Source organism: Delftia sp. 60 (genome assembly GCF_002754395.1).
Classification (GTDB): Bacteria; Pseudomonadota; Gammaproteobacteria; order Burkholderiales; family Burkholderiaceae_C; genus Comamonas; species Comamonas acidovorans.
In genome coordinates, this window is record NZ_PEFD01000001.1 from 1,594,757 (window position 1) to 1,610,540 (window position 15,784).

Here is a 15,784-nt window from a genome sequence, read left to right on the forward strand (position 1 = left end):
GAGGCGGTGCCAACGGGCCCGGGTGAAGCATCCGGGCCCTGGCCAGAGCGGCACACAAGGCATGTGCCCCGGCCCCACCTGGTTCAGAGATGCAGGAGACAGATATGCAGATTTCCATTGGCCGCCGCAGCCTTGCGCTTGCGGCTGTTGTCTTTGTGGCCACCACGGGCGCCAGCGCACCGGCATGGGCCCAGGCCAGCGACTTTCCCACGCGCCCGATCACGCTGATCGTGCCCTTCCCCGCAGGCGGCTCCACCGACCGCCACATGCGCACCCTGGCCGACATCGCGGGCAAGCAGCTGGGCCAGACCATCATCGTGGAGAACAAGCCCGGCGCGGGCGGCACGCTGGGCCCGGGCAACATGTCGCGCACGGCCAAGCCCGATGGTTACACCATCACCCAGTTCCCCATGTCCATGCTGCGCATGGCGCACATGCAGAAGACGGCCTGGAACCCGGTCACGGACTTCACCTACATCATCGGCGTCTCGGGCTACACCTTCGGCTTCACGGTGCGCTCGGACTCGCCCTACAAGAGCTTCAACGAATACATTGCCGCCGCGCGCAAGAGCCCCGGCAAGATCGAGTACGGCTCCACCGGCATAGGCTCCTCGCCCCACCTGCTGATGGAGGAGCTGGCCGAGAACGCCAAGGTCACGCTCAACCACGTGCCCTTCAAGGGCAACGCCGACCTGCAGCAGGCCCTGCTGGGCGGCCACGTGGCCGCGCAAAGCGATGCCTCGGGCTGGGACACCTATGTGGATGGCGGCCAGATGCGCCTGCTCATGACCTTCGGCGAAAAGCGCACCCAGCGCTGGCCCGACGTGCCCACGGCCAAGGAGCTGGGCTATGGCGTGGTCTCCACCTCGCCCTACGGACTGGCCGGCCCCAAGGGCATGGACCCGGCCGTGGTGCGCAAGCTGCACGACGCCTTCAAGAAAGCCATGGATGACCCGCGCCACATCGAGGTGCTCAAGCAGCTGAACCAGGACGCCTGGTACCGCTCCGGCGCCGACTATGCGCAGTGGGTGCGCGAGGCCTATGCCAAGGACAAGGTCCTGATCGACCGCCTGGGCCTGGCCGCCAAGTAGGCCTGTCCTCCAATGCGCCCGCAGGGCCAGGGGGCTGGCGGGCGCAGTCCGCTTGAGATTCGTGAATTCGTGAAACGGAGTCCCTCATGACTGTCTCCCTGCCTTCGCCCGATGCGCCCTTCACCACGCTGGCCGAACTGATCCGCAACCACGCGCGCCAGCAGCCGGCCCATGCCGCGCTGCGCGACGACCAGCAGACGCTGAGCTACGCGCAGCTCGACGCCCTCATGGACCGCGTGGCCGCCGCGCTGCAGCGCGACGGCGTGCAGCCTGGCCAGGCGATTGCCATCTGCGCGTTGAACTCGGTGCGCTATGCCGCGCTGTTCCTGGGCGCCTTGCGCGCGGGCGTGGTGGTTGCGCCGCTGGCGCCGTCCTCCACGGCCGACAGCCTGGCCTCCATGCTGCGCGATGCCCAGGCGCGCCACCTGTTCCTCGACAAGGCGGCCCAGGACTTGGTGCCTGCCGACGGCGCCCTGCAATGCATCTCGCTGGACGGCGCCGCGCCCGGCCGGGCCTTTGACGACTGGCTGGCGCCCGAAGGCGCGCAGCCCGCGCCCGTGAGCGTGGAGCCGGCCGCGCCGTTCAACATCATCTATTCCTCGGGCACCACGGGCACCCCCAAGGGCATCGTGCAGTCGCACGGCATGCGCTGGGCCCACATCAACCGGGGCAGCGTCTACGGCTACGGCCCCGAGGGCACGACGCTGCTGGCCACGCCGCTGTACTCCAACACCACGCTGGTGGTGTTCTTCCCCACGCTGGGCAGCGGCGGCTGCGTGGTACTGATGCCCAAATTCGACGCGGCCCGCTACCTGCAGCTGGCCCAGCAGCACCGCGTCACCCACACCATGCTGGTGCCCGTGCAGTACCAGCGCATCATGGCGCTGCCGCAGTTCGGCGAGCATGACCTGTCCAGCTTCCGCGCCAAGTTCTGCACCAGCGCGCCATTCCGGGCCGAGCTCAAGGCCGACGTGGTGGCGCGCTGGCCCGGCAGCCTGACCGAGTTCTACGGCATGACCGAAGGCGGCGGCACCTGCATCCTCGAAGCCCATCTGCACCAGGACAAGCTGCACACCGTGGGCAAGCCCGCCGAGGGCCATGACATCCGCCTCATCGACGAGGACGGCCGCGAGGTCGCCCCGGGCGCGGACGGCGAGGTCGTGGGCCATTCGGCCAGCATGATGACCGGCTACCACGGCCAGCCCGCCAAGACGCGCGAGGCCGAATGGTTCGACCCCACGGGCAAGCGCTTCATCCGCACGGGCGACGTGGGCCGCTTCGATGCCGATGGATTCCTCACCCTGTTCGACCGCCGCAAGGACATGATCATCAGCGGCGGCTTCAACATCTACCCCAGCGACCTGGAGACCCAGCTGCGCGCCCACCCGGCAGTGGACGACGTGGCCGTGGTCGGCGTGCCCTCCGAGCAATGGGGCGAGACGCCCGTGGCCTACGTGGTGTCGCGCGCGGGGCAGCCGGCCCTGCCCGAGGACATCATGGGCTGGTACAACCAGCGGGCCGGCAAGACCCAGCGCCTGGCGGACCTGCGCTTCATTGCCGAGCTGCCGCGCAGCGCCATCGGCAAGGTGCTCAAGCGCGAGCTGCGCGACCAGTACGCGACGGGGCGCTGAACCGGCGGAGGCTTTCTCCAAACGATGTCCACCACGATGTCCACCAAGAGGTACACCCCATGAGCAACGACACCACGATGTCCGAGGTCCGCCGCCAGGTGACGGCCGAGGAATGGCAGACCCGCATCGAGCTGGCCGCCGCCTACCGGCTGGTCGCCCACTTCGGCTGGGACGACCTGATCTTCACCCACATCTCGGCGCGCGTGCCGGGCCAGCCCGACCAGTTCCTGATCAACCCCTACGGCATGCTGTTCGACGAGATCACGGCCTCCAGCCTGGTCAAGGTGGACCACGAAGGCCGGCCGCTGATGGAGACCGAGTACGACGTCAACCCGGCCGGCTTCGTCATCCACAGCGCCATCCACGACGGACGTCCCGAGGTGCAGTGCGTGCTGCACACGCACACGCGCTATGGCGTGGCCGTCTCGGCGCAGAAGGAGGGGCTGCTGCCCATCTCGCAGCAGTCCATCTTCCCGCTGGCGCGCCTGGCCTACCACGACTACGAAGGCGTGGCCCTGCGCGACGACGAGAAGCCGCGCCTGGTCGATGACCTGGGCGCCAGCAACTTCCTCATCCTGCGCAACCATGGCCTGCTGACCTGCGGCCGCAACGTGGCCGAGGCCGTGCTGGCCATGTACACGCTGGAGTCGGCCTGCCGCATCCAGATCCTGGCGCAGTCGGGCGGCGGCGAGCTCACGCGCATCCCGCAGGACATCATTGCCGATGCGGTCAACCAGTCGCGCCAGGTCACCAAGGGCAAGGGCGCAGGCCTGGCCTGGCCCGGCCTGCTGCGCCGCCTGGACCGCATAGACCCTTCTTACAAGGACTGAAGGAAACCATGGGAATTCTGGTCAACATCCATCCGAGTATGGGCGCGCCCATCGTCGACTCGCTGCGCGCGCTGGCGCCCGGCGTGCAGGTCTGGGGCCACCGCGAGGAGGCGCCGGCCGACGCGGTCGAGGCCATGCTCGCCTGGAGCCTCAAGCCGGGCGTGCTGCCGGCCTATCCGGGCCTGAAGCTGCTGTGCGCGCCCAGCGCGGGCGTGGACAAGCTGCTGGCCGTGCCCGACCTGCCGGCCGGCCTGCCCGTGGCGCGCACCGTCGATCCGCAGCAGCATGTGGAGATCGCACAGTACGTGGTGGGCACCGCGCTGCGCCACACGCGCGAGCTGGACCTGTTCGCGCGCCAGCAGCAGGCCGGCGACTGGCTGCGCCGCCCCGTGCGCGCCAGCGCAGACTGCCGCGTGGGCATCCTGGGCCTGGGCGAGGTCGGCCGCTTCGTGGCCGGCGCCATGCAGGCCGTCGGCTACCCCGTCGCAGGCTGGAGCCGCGGCGCCAAGAGCATTGCAGGCCTGGCCACGCACAGCGGTGCCGAAGGTCTGAAGCAACTGCTGTCCACCAGCGACATCCTGGTCTGCGCCTTGCCGCTCACGCCCGAGACGCGCGACCTGCTGGACCGCCGCACCCTGTCCCTGCTGCCGCGTGGCGCCTACTTCATCAACGTGGGGCGCGGCGAACAGGTGGTGGAAGGCGACCTGCTGGCCCTGCTCGACGAAGGCCACCTGGCAGGTGCCGCGCTGGACGTGTTGCGCGACGAACCGCCCCAGCCCGGCAACAAGGTCTGGGTCCATCCCAAGGCCTTTGTCACGCCGCACATCGCGGCCCAGGCCTCGGCCGACACCGTGGCCCGCCAGTGCCTGGAGAACCTGCGCCGCCTGCGCGCGGGCGAGCCGCTGCTCAACCTTGTGGATGTGGCGCGGGGGTACTGAGCCCTTTTTTCCATCCGACGCTGCGCTGTTGCGTGGCGTTTTTTCATCGCCGGGCCGCCCCAAGATGAAAAGCGGCCCCCTTGGGGGGCAGCGGACCTTGCGCAGCAAGGGTAGCGTGGGGGCCATTTTTCAACTGAGAAGAATCCAGAGACACCATGCCTTCGACTTCCCGCCGCGGCTTTTTGCAATCGACCGCTGCCGCCGCTGCAGCAGCCACCACCGTGCTGGCCCCCTCGGCCTGGGCCCAGAGCCCCTGGCCTTCCAAGCCCATCCGCATCATCGTTCCGTACACGGCAGGCGGCTTCACCGACCAGATGGCGCGCCTGCTGCAGGTCGGCCTGCAAAAGGCCCTGGGCCAGCCCGTCATCGTGGAGAACAAACCTGGCGCCAACAGCATCATCGGCGTGGACCAGATCGCCAAGGCCGCGCCGGACGGGCACACCTTCGGCGTGGTCATCGCGGCCTATGCGGCCAACACCACGCTCTATCCCAAGCTGCCCTACAACCCGAAGAAGGACCTGGTCGGCGTCTCGCTGATGGGCGTCTCGCCCCTGGTCGCTGCCGTGGCCATGAACGCGCCCTTCAAGACCACGCCCGAGCTGATCGCCTATGCCAAGGCCAATCCCGGCAAGGTGGGCTTCGGCTCCTCGGGCAGCGGCTCCAGCGCCCACCTGACCACCGAGCTGATGAAGCTGCTCACCAAGACGGACATGGTCCACGTGCCCTACAAGGGCGCCGCGCCCGCGCTGGCCGACCTCATGGGCGGCCAGATCCCGCTGTTCCTGGACCCGCCGCCCAACCTCATCCAGCCCGCCAAGGCCGGCCGCATCCGCCTCATCGGCGTGGCCAGCGACAAGCGCCTGGCCGCGCTGCCCGACGTGCCCACCTTCGTGGAGCAGGGCTACGACGGCCTGCTGGGCAGCACCTGGGCGGCCATGATCGCGCCGGCCGGCGTGCCGCGCGAGATCGTGCAGCGCATGTCCGCCGAGGTGTCGCGCATCATCCGCAGTGCCGAGGTGTCGCAGCGGCTGGAGCAGGTGATGGGGACGTTTGCGGAGGGGTCCACGCCTGAGGAGTGCGATCGGTTCATTGCTGCAGAGACGGAGAAGTGGGGGAGGGTGATTCGGGAGGCGAAGGTGACGGTGGACTGAGTCTTTCTTGTTCTCGGGTCTGTTTTTGTCCCTGTCCCGTGCCTGCTCGTCCAGCTCCATCCGTCAGGCCTGGGTGACCTTGATGCCATGCCGATACATCTGTGTGGCATTGCCCTATGTGCTACCTTGTACGTACCCTGTAACACATGAGAGCCCGCGCCATGAGCGAAGCAACTTTCACCTTCCGGGTCGATGAGGTCCTGAAAAACGACTTTGCCACCGCCGCCAAAGCCTGCGACCGCACGGGTGCGCAGCTGCTGCGCGACTTCATGCGCTCATATGTGCAACAGCAGGAACAGACTGCGGCACATGACGCATGGTTGCGCGCGCAAGTGCAGGTCGGCATCGACGCGGCCAACGCGGGCGAGGTGCTGTCTGCCGATGAAGTGGAAGCAGAAGCACGGGCATGGCGGGCCGAAATGCGCAGGAAGATTTCCGCGCCGTGAAGCTGGTATGGACACGTCCAGCAGCCGCCGACAGGCGGGAGATCCGTGCCTACATCGCTCAAGACAATCCGTCCGCTGCGCTGGCCCTTGACGAGCGGTTTTCCGAAATAGCGGGGCATTTGATCGACCATCCCCTGCTTGGCCGAGTCGGGCGCGTCGCCGGCACGCGCGAACTGGTGGTGCATCCCAACTACATCCTGGTCTATGACGTGATCGCCGACAGCGTGCGTGTGCTGCGCGTCCTGCATGCGGCCCGCCAGTGGCCGCCGCAGCGGACATAGCCGTATCCCGGGCGGGGAGATCCGGTACGCGCATGGATCGACGCGACGCAGGAGTCGATGGTCGATGCCCATCGCGAAGCGGTGTTCAAACGTCTATGCCCGTAGCCCTCCCGTCCAGGGCATCGACCCTCCACCGCCTCCTCGGCGCCCTCAACGCATGCCTTTCCCGATAGGCCGCAGGCGCCATCCCCACATACCGCAAGAACACCCGCCGAAAAGCCGAGGCATCCCCATACCCGCAGGCCAGCGCCACGGACGGTACGCTCTCCAGCGTGATCTCCAGCAGCACCCGGGCCCGCGCGCAGCGCAGGCGGTGCAGGTGGTCCAGCGGGCTGTGGCCCAGTTCCTGCTGGAAGTGGCGCAGCAGGGTGCGCGGGCTGGTGGATGCCGCGTGCGCGAGGGCCTGCAGGTCATAGGGCTGCTCCACGCGCGCCTCCAGCCAGGCGATGGCGTGGGCCAGCACGCTGTTGCGCGTGGCGGGAATGCGGCGGTCCTGCAGGGCGGCGCGGGTGGCGCGTTCGCGCTGGGCATCGGGCTGCAGCACGGCGGCCAGCGCTGCGGCCAGGTCGTCGCCGAAGGCATGGCGTGTGAGCGCGACGGCCATGGGTGCCAGGGCCTCGGGGTGGGAGGCGCTGAGCCAGGGCCTGTCGTCCACGAAGGGCTGGCCCTCGGCCAGTTCGATGCCCGGGAAGTCCAGGCCGAAGCCACCCATGAAATACCAGGGCAGGGCCACAAGCCGGCCCTGGCAGCGGCCGCCCGCTGCCGCAAACCAGGCGGCGCTGCCCAGCGTGCAGACGGCCAGGCCCTGGTCGAAGGCCGTGGTGATGCGGCGCACGAGGGCCGGATGCGCGGCGACGATGTCGCGGATGGACGGGATGTCGGGGCAGTGCAGCGCGCTCACGAAGACGGCTTGCGCGGGCCCTTCGGCTGCCGCGCCTTCGTCCGCGTGCGGCATGGCGGGCAGGGGCCGGCCCTGGCCATCGACCCAGCGCCAGCCAAAGCGTGGTGCGCGCCGGCCCAGGCGCAGGCTGGCGACCAGGTTGGCGCTGCGCAGCATCTCCACCAGGTGCGCGGCATGGCCGATGGCGCTGTGCTCCAGGCAGGGCAGCTCGATGATGAAGGCTCGGGGCATGGCGGTTTTGGCTCCTCGAATGGCGATTTTGACGTGTCCGTCATACGTGCTTCACTTTTAGCATGGCTGCTTGTGCCACTTTCCAGGACCACGAAGATGCTCCACACCAGCGCCGAGACAAAGCCTTCCTCCTCCCCGCGCACAGGCCTGCGCTCCATCGCCCTGGCCGGGCTGCTGGCCTGCGGCCTGCCACTGGCGGCCAGCGCCCAGGGGCTCGATGCACAGGGCCTGGCGGCGCTGGATGCCGCCATCCAGCCGCTGGCGCCCAAGATGGTGGAGTGGCGCCGAGACATCCACCAGCACCCCGAACTGTCGGGCCAGGAAGAACGCACGGCCAAACTGGTGGCCGATCACCTGCGCCGCCTGGGCATGGAGGTGCAGACCGGCGTGGGCGGCACGGGCGTGGTGGGCGTGCTGCGTGGCGGCCAGCCCGGCAAGACCGTGGCGCTGCGTGCCGACATGGATGCGCTGCCCGTGGCCGAGAAGACCGGCCTGCCCTTTGCCTCCAAGGCCAAGGCCCAGTACATGGGCAAGGAGGTTTCGGTCATGCATGCCTGCGGGCACGATGCCCACGTGGCCATGCTCATGGGCGCGGCCGAGGCGCTGGCCGGCATGCGCGCCAAGTTGCCCGGCACGGTGAAGTTCATCTTCCAGCCCGCCGAGGAAGGCGCCCCGGTGGAGGCCGATGCCCACGGCCATGTGCCCAGCTTTGGTGCCAAGGCCATGGTGGAGGCCGGCGTGCTCAAGGACGTGCAGGCCATCTACGGCCTGCACATCACGGCCAACCTGCCCTCGGGCATGGTGGGCTATCGCAGCGGGCCGCTGATGGCGGGTTCGGACAGCCTGAGCATCCAGGTCGAGGGCCGGGGCGGCCATGGCTCGTCGCCGTGGAATGCGGTCGATCCCATCGTCGCGGCCAGCCAGGTGGTGCTGGGCCTGCAGACCGTGGTCAGCCGCCAGCTCAACATCAGCCTGGAGCCGGCCGTGCTGACGATCGGCTCCATCCAGGGCGGCACGCGCTACAACATCATCCCGGACAACGTGGAGATGCAGGGCACGCTGCGCACCTTCGACGAGGACATGCGCCAGGAGGCACACAAGCGCATCACCGCCACGGCCGAGCAGATCGCGGCCTCCAGCGGCGCCAAGGCCAAGGTGCGCTTCGGCCCCGTGGCCTATCCGGTGACCACCAACCCTGCCGCACTGACCGAGGCCTCGCTGCCCGCGCTCAAGCTGGCCATGGGCGGCAAGGCCATGGTGATTCCCAAGGTCAGCGGCTCCGAGGATTTCTCGGAATTCCAGAAGGTGGTTCCGGGCTTCTTCTACTTCCTGGGCGCGCCGCCGGCCGGCCAGGACTTTGCCAAGGCACCCTCCAACCACTCGCCGCTGTTCGACATCGACGAGAAGCAACTGCCCACGGGCGCGCGCTCACTGGCCGCGCTGGCCGTGGACTATCTGCAGCGCAACCCATAGTTGTTGGACTCCCCCTGAGCGGCGGACGCCGCTTCCCGTTGCACGGCGCCCCCTCTCTCGCTACGCGGGAGGGGGACGGCACCCTCGCTGCGGGGCGGCGCGGCCGGCGTAGACCCTTGCTCGGTGCCCCTGGCTTGAGATCGAGTCCGTGCGAACCGCGTCGGCTTTATTTGGCGCTGGCGATTGCCGATGGGCCTTTCCACCACCGGGCGATGGCGAGCCGGAAGGGCAGCAGCAGCGCCACGCCCAGCACCAGCTTCACGCCCAGGTCGCCCAGGGCCCAGGTCACCCAGGGCTCGGCGGCGCCTGCGAAGGCGATGCTCCAGAACAGGAAGGTGTCCAGGCAGGCGGCCAGCAGCGTGGCCACCAGGGGGGCACGCCACCAGCGGCCCGCACGCAGGCGGTGGAACACGCCGATGTCCAGCCATTGCGAGGCAATGAAGGCCGCGCCCGAGGCCAGCGCGATGCGCGGCGGCGCCAGCACCAGCGAGGCGGCAACGGCCACGGCAAAGCCCACCCAGGCCACGCGCCGGGCCTGCTGCGGGCCGAAGCTGCGGTTGACCAGCTCGCTCACCAGGAAGGCGAACGGATAGGTGATGGCGCCCCAGGTCAGCCAGTCGTTGATGGCGTACTGCACCAGGATGTTGGACGACAGCACCACCACGCCCATGGCCGCGATGGCGGCCAGCAGCTGGGTGCGCGAGGGGGCGGCGAAACGGGGCGGGCGCGGTGTCATGCTGCGCCACCGGAGCCGCGTGCGCCCGACGAGGGCAGGGGCAGCCCGAGGATGGCGCAGGCCACGGCCTCGCCCACCTTGACGCCATCCACGCCGGCCGACAGGATGCCGCCCGCGTAGCTGGCGCCTTCGCCGGCCGGGTACAGGCCGCGCGTGTTCAGGCTGTGGAAGTCCGCGCCGCGCTCGATCTTCACGGGCGAGGAGGTGCGCGTTTCCACGCCGGTGAGCACGGCGTCGTGCATGTCGTAGCCGCGGATCTTCTTGCCGAAGGCGGGCAGGGCCTCGCGCATGGCCTCGATGGCGTAGGCCGGCAGCACATGGTGCAGGTTGGTCAGCGTGATGCCGGGCTGGTAGGAGGGCTCGACCTCGCCCAGCGCGGCCGATTCCTTGCCCGCGATGAAGTCGCCCACCAGCTGGCCCGGCGCGTTGTAGTTGCGCCCGCCCAGCAGGTAGGCCTTGGTCTCCAGCTGGCGCTGCAGCACGATGCCCGACAGCGGGTGCAGTTCGCCGTCCTTGAGGTCTTCCACGCCATGGGTCTTGCCGTCGAAGGCCCAGGCAAAGCTCTTGGCATCGCGCGGATAGTCGGAGGGGTCGATGGCGCAGACCATGCCGGCGTTGGCATTGCGCTCGGCACGCGAGTACTGGCTCATGCCGTTGGTGACCACGCGCTCGGGCTCGCTGGTGGCCGCCACCACGGTGCCGCCCGGGCACATGCAAAAGCTGTAGACCGCGCGCCCGTTGCTGGCGTGGTGCACCAGCTTGTAGTCGGCCGCGCCCAGCAGCGGGTGGCCGGCATGCCTGCCCCAGCGCGCCCGGTCGATCAGGCCCTGCGGATGCTCGATGCGAAAGCCCACCGAGAACGGCTTGGCCTCCATGTGCACGCCGCGTTCGTAGAACATGGCGAAGGTGTCGCGCGAGCTGTGGCCCAGGGCCATCACGGCATGGTCGGTCTCCAGCCACTGGCGCTCGCCGCTGTCCTGGTCCAGCACCTCCAGGGCGGTGAGATGTCTGTCCTCGCCCTCGCCTTCGATGCGCATGTCACACACGCGCTGGCCGAAGCGGATCTCGCCGCCCAGGCGGATGATTTCCTCGCGGATGCCCTCGACCACCTTCACCAGCTTGAAGGTGCCGATGTGCGGGTGTGCGGCATAGAGGATCTCGGGCGGTGCGCCGTGGGTGACGAACTCCTGCATCACCTTGCGGCCCAGGTGGCGCGGGTCCTTGATCTGGCTGTAGAGCTTGCCGTCGGAGAAGGTGCCTGCGCCGCCTTCGCCAAACTGCACATTGGACTCGGGCGCCAGCTCGCGCTTGCGCCACAGGCCCCAGGTGTCCTGGGTGCGCTCGCGCACCGAGCGGCCGCGCTCGATCACGATGGGCCTGAAGCCCATCTGCGCCAGCACCAGGGCCGCAAAGATGCCGCAGGGCCCGAAGCCCACCACCACGGGCCGGCGCTGCAGGTCGGCAGGCGCCTGGCCCACGGCATGCCAGCGCATGTCGGGCGTGGGGTTCACATGGGCATGGCTGGAGAACTGCTCCAGCAGTGCGGCTTCCTGGCTCTCGTCGGCCAGCGTCAGGTCGACGATGTAGACGGCCAGCAGCTCGGCCTTGCGCGCATCGAAGCTGCGCTTGTGCACGTGCACGGAGGCAATGGCCTCCTCGGCAATGCCAAGCTGGCGCGCGGCCAGGGCGCGCAGCGGCTCCAGGGGCAGGTATTCGGTGTGGCTGTCGGGGTGGTATTGCACCGCCGACAGGGGCAGTTTCAGTTCAGAGACGCGGATCATGGCTTGTACCTATCAAGCAGAGGGCCGGCGATGGTAAGGCAAAGCGCCGCCCGGCACAGGCGACAGCGGCCACACCCATGGAGCGTGCTCGGGTTCGCAAAGGCCAGGCGGGCGTGCGGGGCAGGCCGCCGGCAGGCCTGAAACATTGAAACACCAAGGGACTGGGACCGGGCCGCAAACCGTAGATGCATTGGCCCAGGCTTGCGAGAAATGCAAGGCATGCGAATGCATGTGCCCGACGACTGCAATGGGCGCTTTGCTGGTGGTATCAATAGCATGCCAATCAATAGGCGAACTTCTGATTCTCTCCATGAGAATCGGAAAATTCCTAGAAGGAAAATCCCATTGTCAAAAAATGTGTATTGGCTGGAGAGGCGATTTCCAGGATCATTTGATCCCTCCATCAGTTTCCTGCGGGCATAGCCGGAAGCTTTGGGAGCTTTTTCAAGAGAGGGTTGCCGGCAAGGGAAGCCATATGCGGGCAATGGAGTCCAACCAGATTGACAGGCTGGCCTCAATTCCGGGTGCGCGGGTATTGAGGCTGGTTACGCCATATGAAAAAAACAATGGGAAGCGCCGCGCTCCGTGGCGCATTGGGAGTCATTGTCTGCGGGCTGGCAGGGGTGGGTACCGTCCGGTCGGAAGTGGTATCTCGGGTCACGGCCCTGCCAGATTCCGCCACGCGGGTGAACATGGGTGATGGTGGCCGCGTGCAGGTCACGCCGGCCCAGGTCACGGACGGTGTTTCATACAACGGCTTCAGCCAGTTCGATGTGGGCAAGGCTGGACTTACCTTCTTGAATGAGGGAGTCAAGGCGCGAACCATCGTGGCCGAGGTGTTTTCCGCTGCGCCCTCGCATATCACGGGAACCATCGATGTCAATGGCCCCCGCGCCAATCTGATTTTTGCGAACCAGAACGGCATACGCGTCAATGGCGGCAGCTTCGTCAATTTCGGCAGCGTTGCGCTGACCACGGGCGCCGTGACGCTGCGCGATCAATTGCAGCCTTCGGGCTATGTCCAGCGGCTGGTGGATGTCCATACGAAGCAAGGCGAGATCGTGATTGGCGAGCAAGGGGTCACCGGCAATCTGATCCGTCTGGAGATGATTGCCAAGAGCATTGCCCTGCAGGGTGCCGTCACCAACGAGTTCTCGTCATCAAGCGCCCTGGTCCGCATGGTGGCCGGGGAATCAACGGCCCAGTTCGATACGGCGGCGTCGCCAACGGACAACTTGACGCCATGGGTCTACTACGAGGGCGGGAAGGCGCGCAGCACCGCATTGGCGGTGGACCTGAATGCGGACTCCAAGGTCACCTCCGGGCGTATCGAGATTCTGGTGACCGACCAGGGCGCCGGCGTGCGCAACCAGGGGCAGATGGTGGCCTCGGCCGGGGATTTCCGGTTGACCAGCACGGGACAGCTGGAGCAGATCGGCGGCAAGGTGCAGGCCCAGGGACAGGTGGACATACGTTCCCAGGAAATCGTGCTCAGCTCGCGTGGGGAAGAAAGCAGCCTGCTGGTGGCGGGCAGCCGCGTCCGGCTCCAGGCCGACGGATCCATTCGCAACCTGGGTGGCGAGATATCCGGTCAGCAGGGCGTCGGCGAAGCAGAGGATGCCCATGCCGTCGTACTCAAGGCCGGCGGCGACATAGAGCACCGGACGCCCGTCGGGGCCAGCAAAACCGCGCTGATTTTCGGCAAGGAAGGCTCCGTGTTCCTGGACAGTGGGCGGGGCCTGGACTCCGTCAACGCGCGCATTGTCTCCAACAGCGATCTGTTCATCCGAGGTGCTGCGGATGTGCGCAATGAAAGCGTGCACATTGCGGGGGCAGGCCAGAGCGACTGGCAGTCGCACAGTGTCTTCAAGCGCAGAAAAGGCTACAGCGTGGACATGGGCGAGCTGGCCGATCCTGCCAACCAGGCCTACTGGGTGGCGCAAGGCAATGTGCAGGTCACGGCGCGCAACTTCTCCAACCTGGGCGGCCATGTGTTCTCCAACCAGGGCGGCATCAAGATAGAGGCGCAAGAGAGCGTCGTGACCAAGGCGCACAGCATTGGCGGATTCGAATACCGGCAAAGCTGCTTCCTGTTCGTCTGCAGGCGCACAGCCTCCTCCAACGAGGCGCTGGTGGGCGGGCAGATCATGGGCGCCGAATCGGTCGATATACGTGCTGGCGGGAAGATCCTCAACGATGCCGGCCAGGTCTACGCAGGCAAGGGCATGACCCTGGAGGCTCCCGAGGTCATTGCGCGAGGGCGCCCCGTGCATACCGTCATCCTGCGCGACAAGGGTCTCAAGGCCCTGTTCGGCGACACCTGGGCCAGGATCTATGCCACGGACCAGGGCGGCAGCTACACCGTCCAGCAAGGACGGCTGGTTCTCAAGGGGCTGGCATACCAGGACGGCGGGGTGTTGCAAGCCTCCGAAGGCGTGGACGGCGCCATCGAGGTGATTCGCAAGCCTTCCCGCGATGCAGTGCGCATCGAGGACCACCTCGGCATCTTCTGGTGGTGAACCGCATGAGCCACTGGATCTCCGCCGCGGGCATCTGCGCGCTGGCCCTCAGCCCGATGCTCGTCCATGCACAGCCTGTGTCTGCGCGCGACCCCAACGACCAGATCATCCGCGAGCAGCAGGAAAAACTGCGCGAGGAAATGCTGCGCCGCTCCGCACCCGCCAGCATTGAATTCGAGCAACCCGCTGCCGCAGCCGCAGGCATGGAAGACCGATTCCCCGAAGGCCTGCAGCCCCAGGGACCGGCCTTTCCCATTCATACGATCAGGCAAGACGGCATGGCGTTGCTGCCGGAGGCTGTCTTTGCCAGGGTCACCGCGCCCTTTGTCGGCCGCTCGATCGGGGTCGAACACATCAACGTGCTGCTGGAGCGTGTCAACCGGGCCCTGATCGCTGCGGGCTACACCACCTCGCGTGCCTACGTGGGCAACCAGAGCCTGCAGGAGGGCGTGCTGTCCCTCACCATCGTGCCGGGCCGCATCGAGCAATTGCTGTTCAACGGCACCCCCGTCGGTCCCGGCGACGATCAGGCGCTGGGCGTGCATCTGGCCCTTGCCATGAAGCAGGGCGACGTGCTGCGCCTGCGCGACATCGAGCAGTCGGTGGACCAGTTCAACCGCCTCAGGCGCAACAACGTGCAGGTGCAGATCCGCCCGGGCACGCAGCCGGGCGGCTCCATCGTCGAGTTCGTCAATCAGGCGGGCCAGGCCGCGCGCTACAACGTCTCGCTGGACAACCAGGGCGCGGCCGCCACCGGCCGCCTTCGCGTGCAGCTGGGCCTGGATGCCGGCAATGTGCTGGGCCTGATGGAGTCGCTGGGCGCCGGCCTGACCACCAGCACGGAAACCAATGCCCTGTATGGCACCTTCTCCGTGCCGCTGGGCTACGTCACGCTGTCGGCCATGGCTTCCGTGTCGGAATACCAGAACCTCATTGGCGACACCGCCCTGGTCCACGGCACATCGAAGACCTACACGCTGTCGCTGAGCCGCCTGCTGCAGCGCGACCAGAACAGCAAGACGGCCATGGACCTGAGCTTCTCGCACCGCAAGTCCGAGCGTTCCGTCAACAACATCTCGCTCAGCCCGCAGACCCAGGCCGTGCTGCGCCTGGGCATCAACCGCCTCACGCGCTTTCAGGCCGGCGAGGGGCTGGGCCAGTGGACGGTGGATGCGGGCATCTCGCGCGGCATGCCCTGGCTGGACACCAACCGCGACCCGGCCGACCTGCCCCGGGAGGCCGCCCGCTACCGGTTCACCAAGCTGGAGCTGTCGGCATCGGTGGAGCGGCCGTTGGGCAGCCTCCTGACCTGGCGCTCGCGTGCGTTGGGCCAATGGAGCCGGCATCCGTTGTACTCGTCCGAGCAGATCTTCGCCGGAGGCGTGGGCAGCGTGCGCGGATTTCCCGAATCGGCCGTTGGCGGCGACAAGGGCATGGTCTGGCGCAATGAATGGGCGTTGCAGCGGCCGCCCCAGATCCTGGGCGGGCAGATCCGCTACGAGCCTTACCTGTTTGTGGATGCGGCGCGGCTGTCCACCGTTGCAGACAGCCGCTCACATGCCCTGGCCAGCGCGGGAGGCGGGCTGCGCATCGCCTTCGCAGGGGGCTTCGCCGAGCTGATCGCGGGCAAGCCGTTGCGCACACCCAGTGAAATGCCCAAGCCCGGCTGGCGTGTCAATGCCAGCCTGGCCTACCAGTTCTAGCGCTGTACCGCCCGGACAGGCGCACCGGCAGCAAGACAGCAGCAACACAGAGACAGACAAGACAGAGAAATG

General features: G+C 67.7%; 13 protein-coding genes. 10 read left to right on the forward strand and 3 right to left on the reverse strand.

Features of this window, described 5'->3' with window-relative positions:
* Positions 1-104: 104 nt before the first annotated feature.
* From CLV01_RS07245 to CLV01_RS07275, 7 genes are all read left to right on the forward strand, one after another.
* Positions 105-1,091 carry a tripartite tricarboxylate transporter substrate binding protein gene (locus tag CLV01_RS07245; protein ID WP_012203334.1) on the forward strand — a complete coding sequence of 329 codons (987 nt, stop codon included), beginning with the start codon at positions 105-107 and terminating at the stop codon, positions 1,089-1,091.
* 86 nt (positions 1,092-1,177) lie between these two features.
* A complete protein-coding gene (locus tag CLV01_RS07250) occupies positions 1,178-2,722 on the forward strand; it encodes a class I adenylate-forming enzyme family protein (protein WP_099734647.1) in 1,545 nt (514 codons plus the stop codon).
* Positions 2,723-2,781: 59 nt separating this feature from the next.
* Entirely contained in the window at positions 2,782-3,552 is a 771-nt protein-coding gene (locus tag CLV01_RS07255) for a class II aldolase/adducin family protein (protein WP_012203336.1), read from the forward strand.
* A gap of 8 nt (positions 3,553-3,560) precedes the next feature.
* A complete protein-coding gene (locus CLV01_RS07260; protein ID WP_099734646.1) occupies positions 3,561-4,490 on the forward strand; it encodes a 2-hydroxyacid dehydrogenase in 930 nt (309 codons plus the stop codon).
* Between the two features lie 155 nt (positions 4,491-4,645).
* On the forward strand, positions 4,646-5,641 hold the full coding sequence (locus tag CLV01_RS07265) for a tripartite tricarboxylate transporter substrate binding protein (RefSeq protein ID WP_043823801.1): 996 nt from the start codon (positions 4,646-4,648) through the stop codon (positions 5,639-5,641).
* A 161-nt stretch (positions 5,642-5,802) separates the two neighbouring features.
* On the forward strand, positions 5,803-6,087 hold the full coding sequence (locus CLV01_RS07270; RefSeq protein WP_013804138.1) for a CopG family ribbon-helix-helix protein: 285 nt from the start codon (positions 5,803-5,805) through the stop codon (positions 6,085-6,087).
* Entirely contained in the window at positions 6,048-6,368 is a 321-nt protein-coding gene (locus CLV01_RS07275) for a type II toxin-antitoxin system RelE/ParE family toxin (protein WP_099734645.1), read from the forward strand. The genes CLV01_RS07270 and CLV01_RS07275 overlap by 40 nt, the downstream gene beginning before the upstream one ends.
* 85 nt (positions 6,369-6,453) lie before the next feature.
* On the opposite strand, the gene CLV01_RS07280 is transcribed toward CLV01_RS07275, so the two are convergent.
* Positions 6,454-7,500 (reverse strand): GlxA family transcriptional regulator, encoded by a 1,047-nt coding sequence (locus CLV01_RS07280; protein ID WP_099734644.1) that lies wholly within the window; start codon positions 7,498-7,500, stop codon positions 6,454-6,456.
* Positions 7,501-7,596: 96 nt separating this feature from the next.
* Here CLV01_RS07280 and CLV01_RS07285 point away from each other — a divergent pair, with 96 nt between their 5' ends.
* Entirely contained in the window at positions 7,597-8,973 is a 1,377-nt protein-coding gene (locus tag CLV01_RS07285; protein WP_099734643.1) for an amidohydrolase, read from the forward strand.
* Between the two features lie 166 nt (positions 8,974-9,139).
* On the opposite strand, the gene CLV01_RS07290 is transcribed toward CLV01_RS07285, so the two are convergent.
* Positions 9,140-9,709: a VUT family protein gene (locus CLV01_RS07290; protein ID WP_016454772.1), complete on the reverse strand. Its 570-nt coding sequence runs from the start codon at positions 9,707-9,709 to the stop codon at positions 9,140-9,142.
* On the reverse strand, positions 9,706-11,490 hold the full coding sequence (locus tag CLV01_RS07295) for an NAD(P)/FAD-dependent oxidoreductase (protein WP_099734642.1): 1,785 nt from the start codon (positions 11,488-11,490) through the stop codon (positions 9,706-9,708). Before CLV01_RS07295 ends, CLV01_RS07290 begins: the two co-directional genes overlap by 4 nt.
* A 692-nt stretch (positions 11,491-12,182) precedes the next feature.
* Between CLV01_RS07295 and CLV01_RS07300 the strand changes: the two genes are divergently transcribed.
* Both CLV01_RS07300 and CLV01_RS07305 read left to right on the forward strand, forming a co-directional pair.
* Positions 12,183-14,009: a filamentous hemagglutinin N-terminal domain-containing protein gene (locus CLV01_RS07300; protein ID WP_099734641.1), complete on the forward strand. Its 1,827-nt coding sequence runs from the start codon at positions 12,183-12,185 to the stop codon at positions 14,007-14,009.
* Positions 14,010-14,014: 5 nt separating this feature from the next.
* On the forward strand, positions 14,015-15,712 hold the full coding sequence (locus tag CLV01_RS07305; protein ID WP_099734640.1) for a ShlB/FhaC/HecB family hemolysin secretion/activation protein: 1,698 nt from the start codon (positions 14,015-14,017) through the stop codon (positions 15,710-15,712).
* The last annotated feature ends 72 nt before the right edge of the window (positions 15,713-15,784 follow it).

Coding starts and splice junctions, on each gene's coding strand:
- CLV01_RS07270 (WP_013804138.1), top strand. CDS start 5,803: ATGAGCGAAGCAACTTTCACCTTCCGGGTCGATGAGGTCCTGAAAAAC.
- CLV01_RS07295 (WP_099734642.1), bottom strand. CDS start 11,490: ATGATCCGCGTCTCTGAACTGAAACTGCCCCTGTCGGCGGTGCAATAC.
- CLV01_RS07290 (WP_016454772.1), bottom strand. CDS start 9,709: ATGACACCGCGCCCGCCCCGTTTCGCCGCCCCCTCGCGCACCCAGCTG.
- CLV01_RS07250 (WP_099734647.1), top strand. CDS start 1,178: ATGACTGTCTCCCTGCCTTCGCCCGATGCGCCCTTCACCACGCTGGCC.
- CLV01_RS07300 (WP_099734641.1), top strand. CDS start 12,183: ATGGGTGATGGTGGCCGCGTGCAGGTCACGCCGGCCCAGGTCACGGAC.
- CLV01_RS07285 (WP_099734643.1), top strand. CDS start 7,597: ATGCTCCACACCAGCGCCGAGACAAAGCCTTCCTCCTCCCCGCGCACA.
- CLV01_RS07245 (WP_012203334.1), top strand. CDS start 105: ATGCAGATTTCCATTGGCCGCCGCAGCCTTGCGCTTGCGGCTGTTGTC.
- CLV01_RS07265 (WP_043823801.1), top strand. CDS start 4,646: ATGCCTTCGACTTCCCGCCGCGGCTTTTTGCAATCGACCGCTGCCGCC.
- CLV01_RS07260 (WP_099734646.1), top strand. CDS start 3,561: ATGGGAATTCTGGTCAACATCCATCCGAGTATGGGCGCGCCCATCGTC.
- CLV01_RS07305 (WP_099734640.1), top strand. CDS start 14,015: ATGAGCCACTGGATCTCCGCCGCGGGCATCTGCGCGCTGGCCCTCAGC.
- CLV01_RS07280 (WP_099734644.1), bottom strand. CDS start 7,500: ATGCCCCGAGCCTTCATCATCGAGCTGCCCTGCCTGGAGCACAGCGCC.
- CLV01_RS07255 (WP_012203336.1), top strand. CDS start 2,782: ATGAGCAACGACACCACGATGTCCGAGGTCCGCCGCCAGGTGACGGCC.
- CLV01_RS07275 (WP_099734645.1), top strand. CDS start 6,048: ATGGCGGGCCGAAATGCGCAGGAAGATTTCCGCGCCGTGAAGCTGGTA.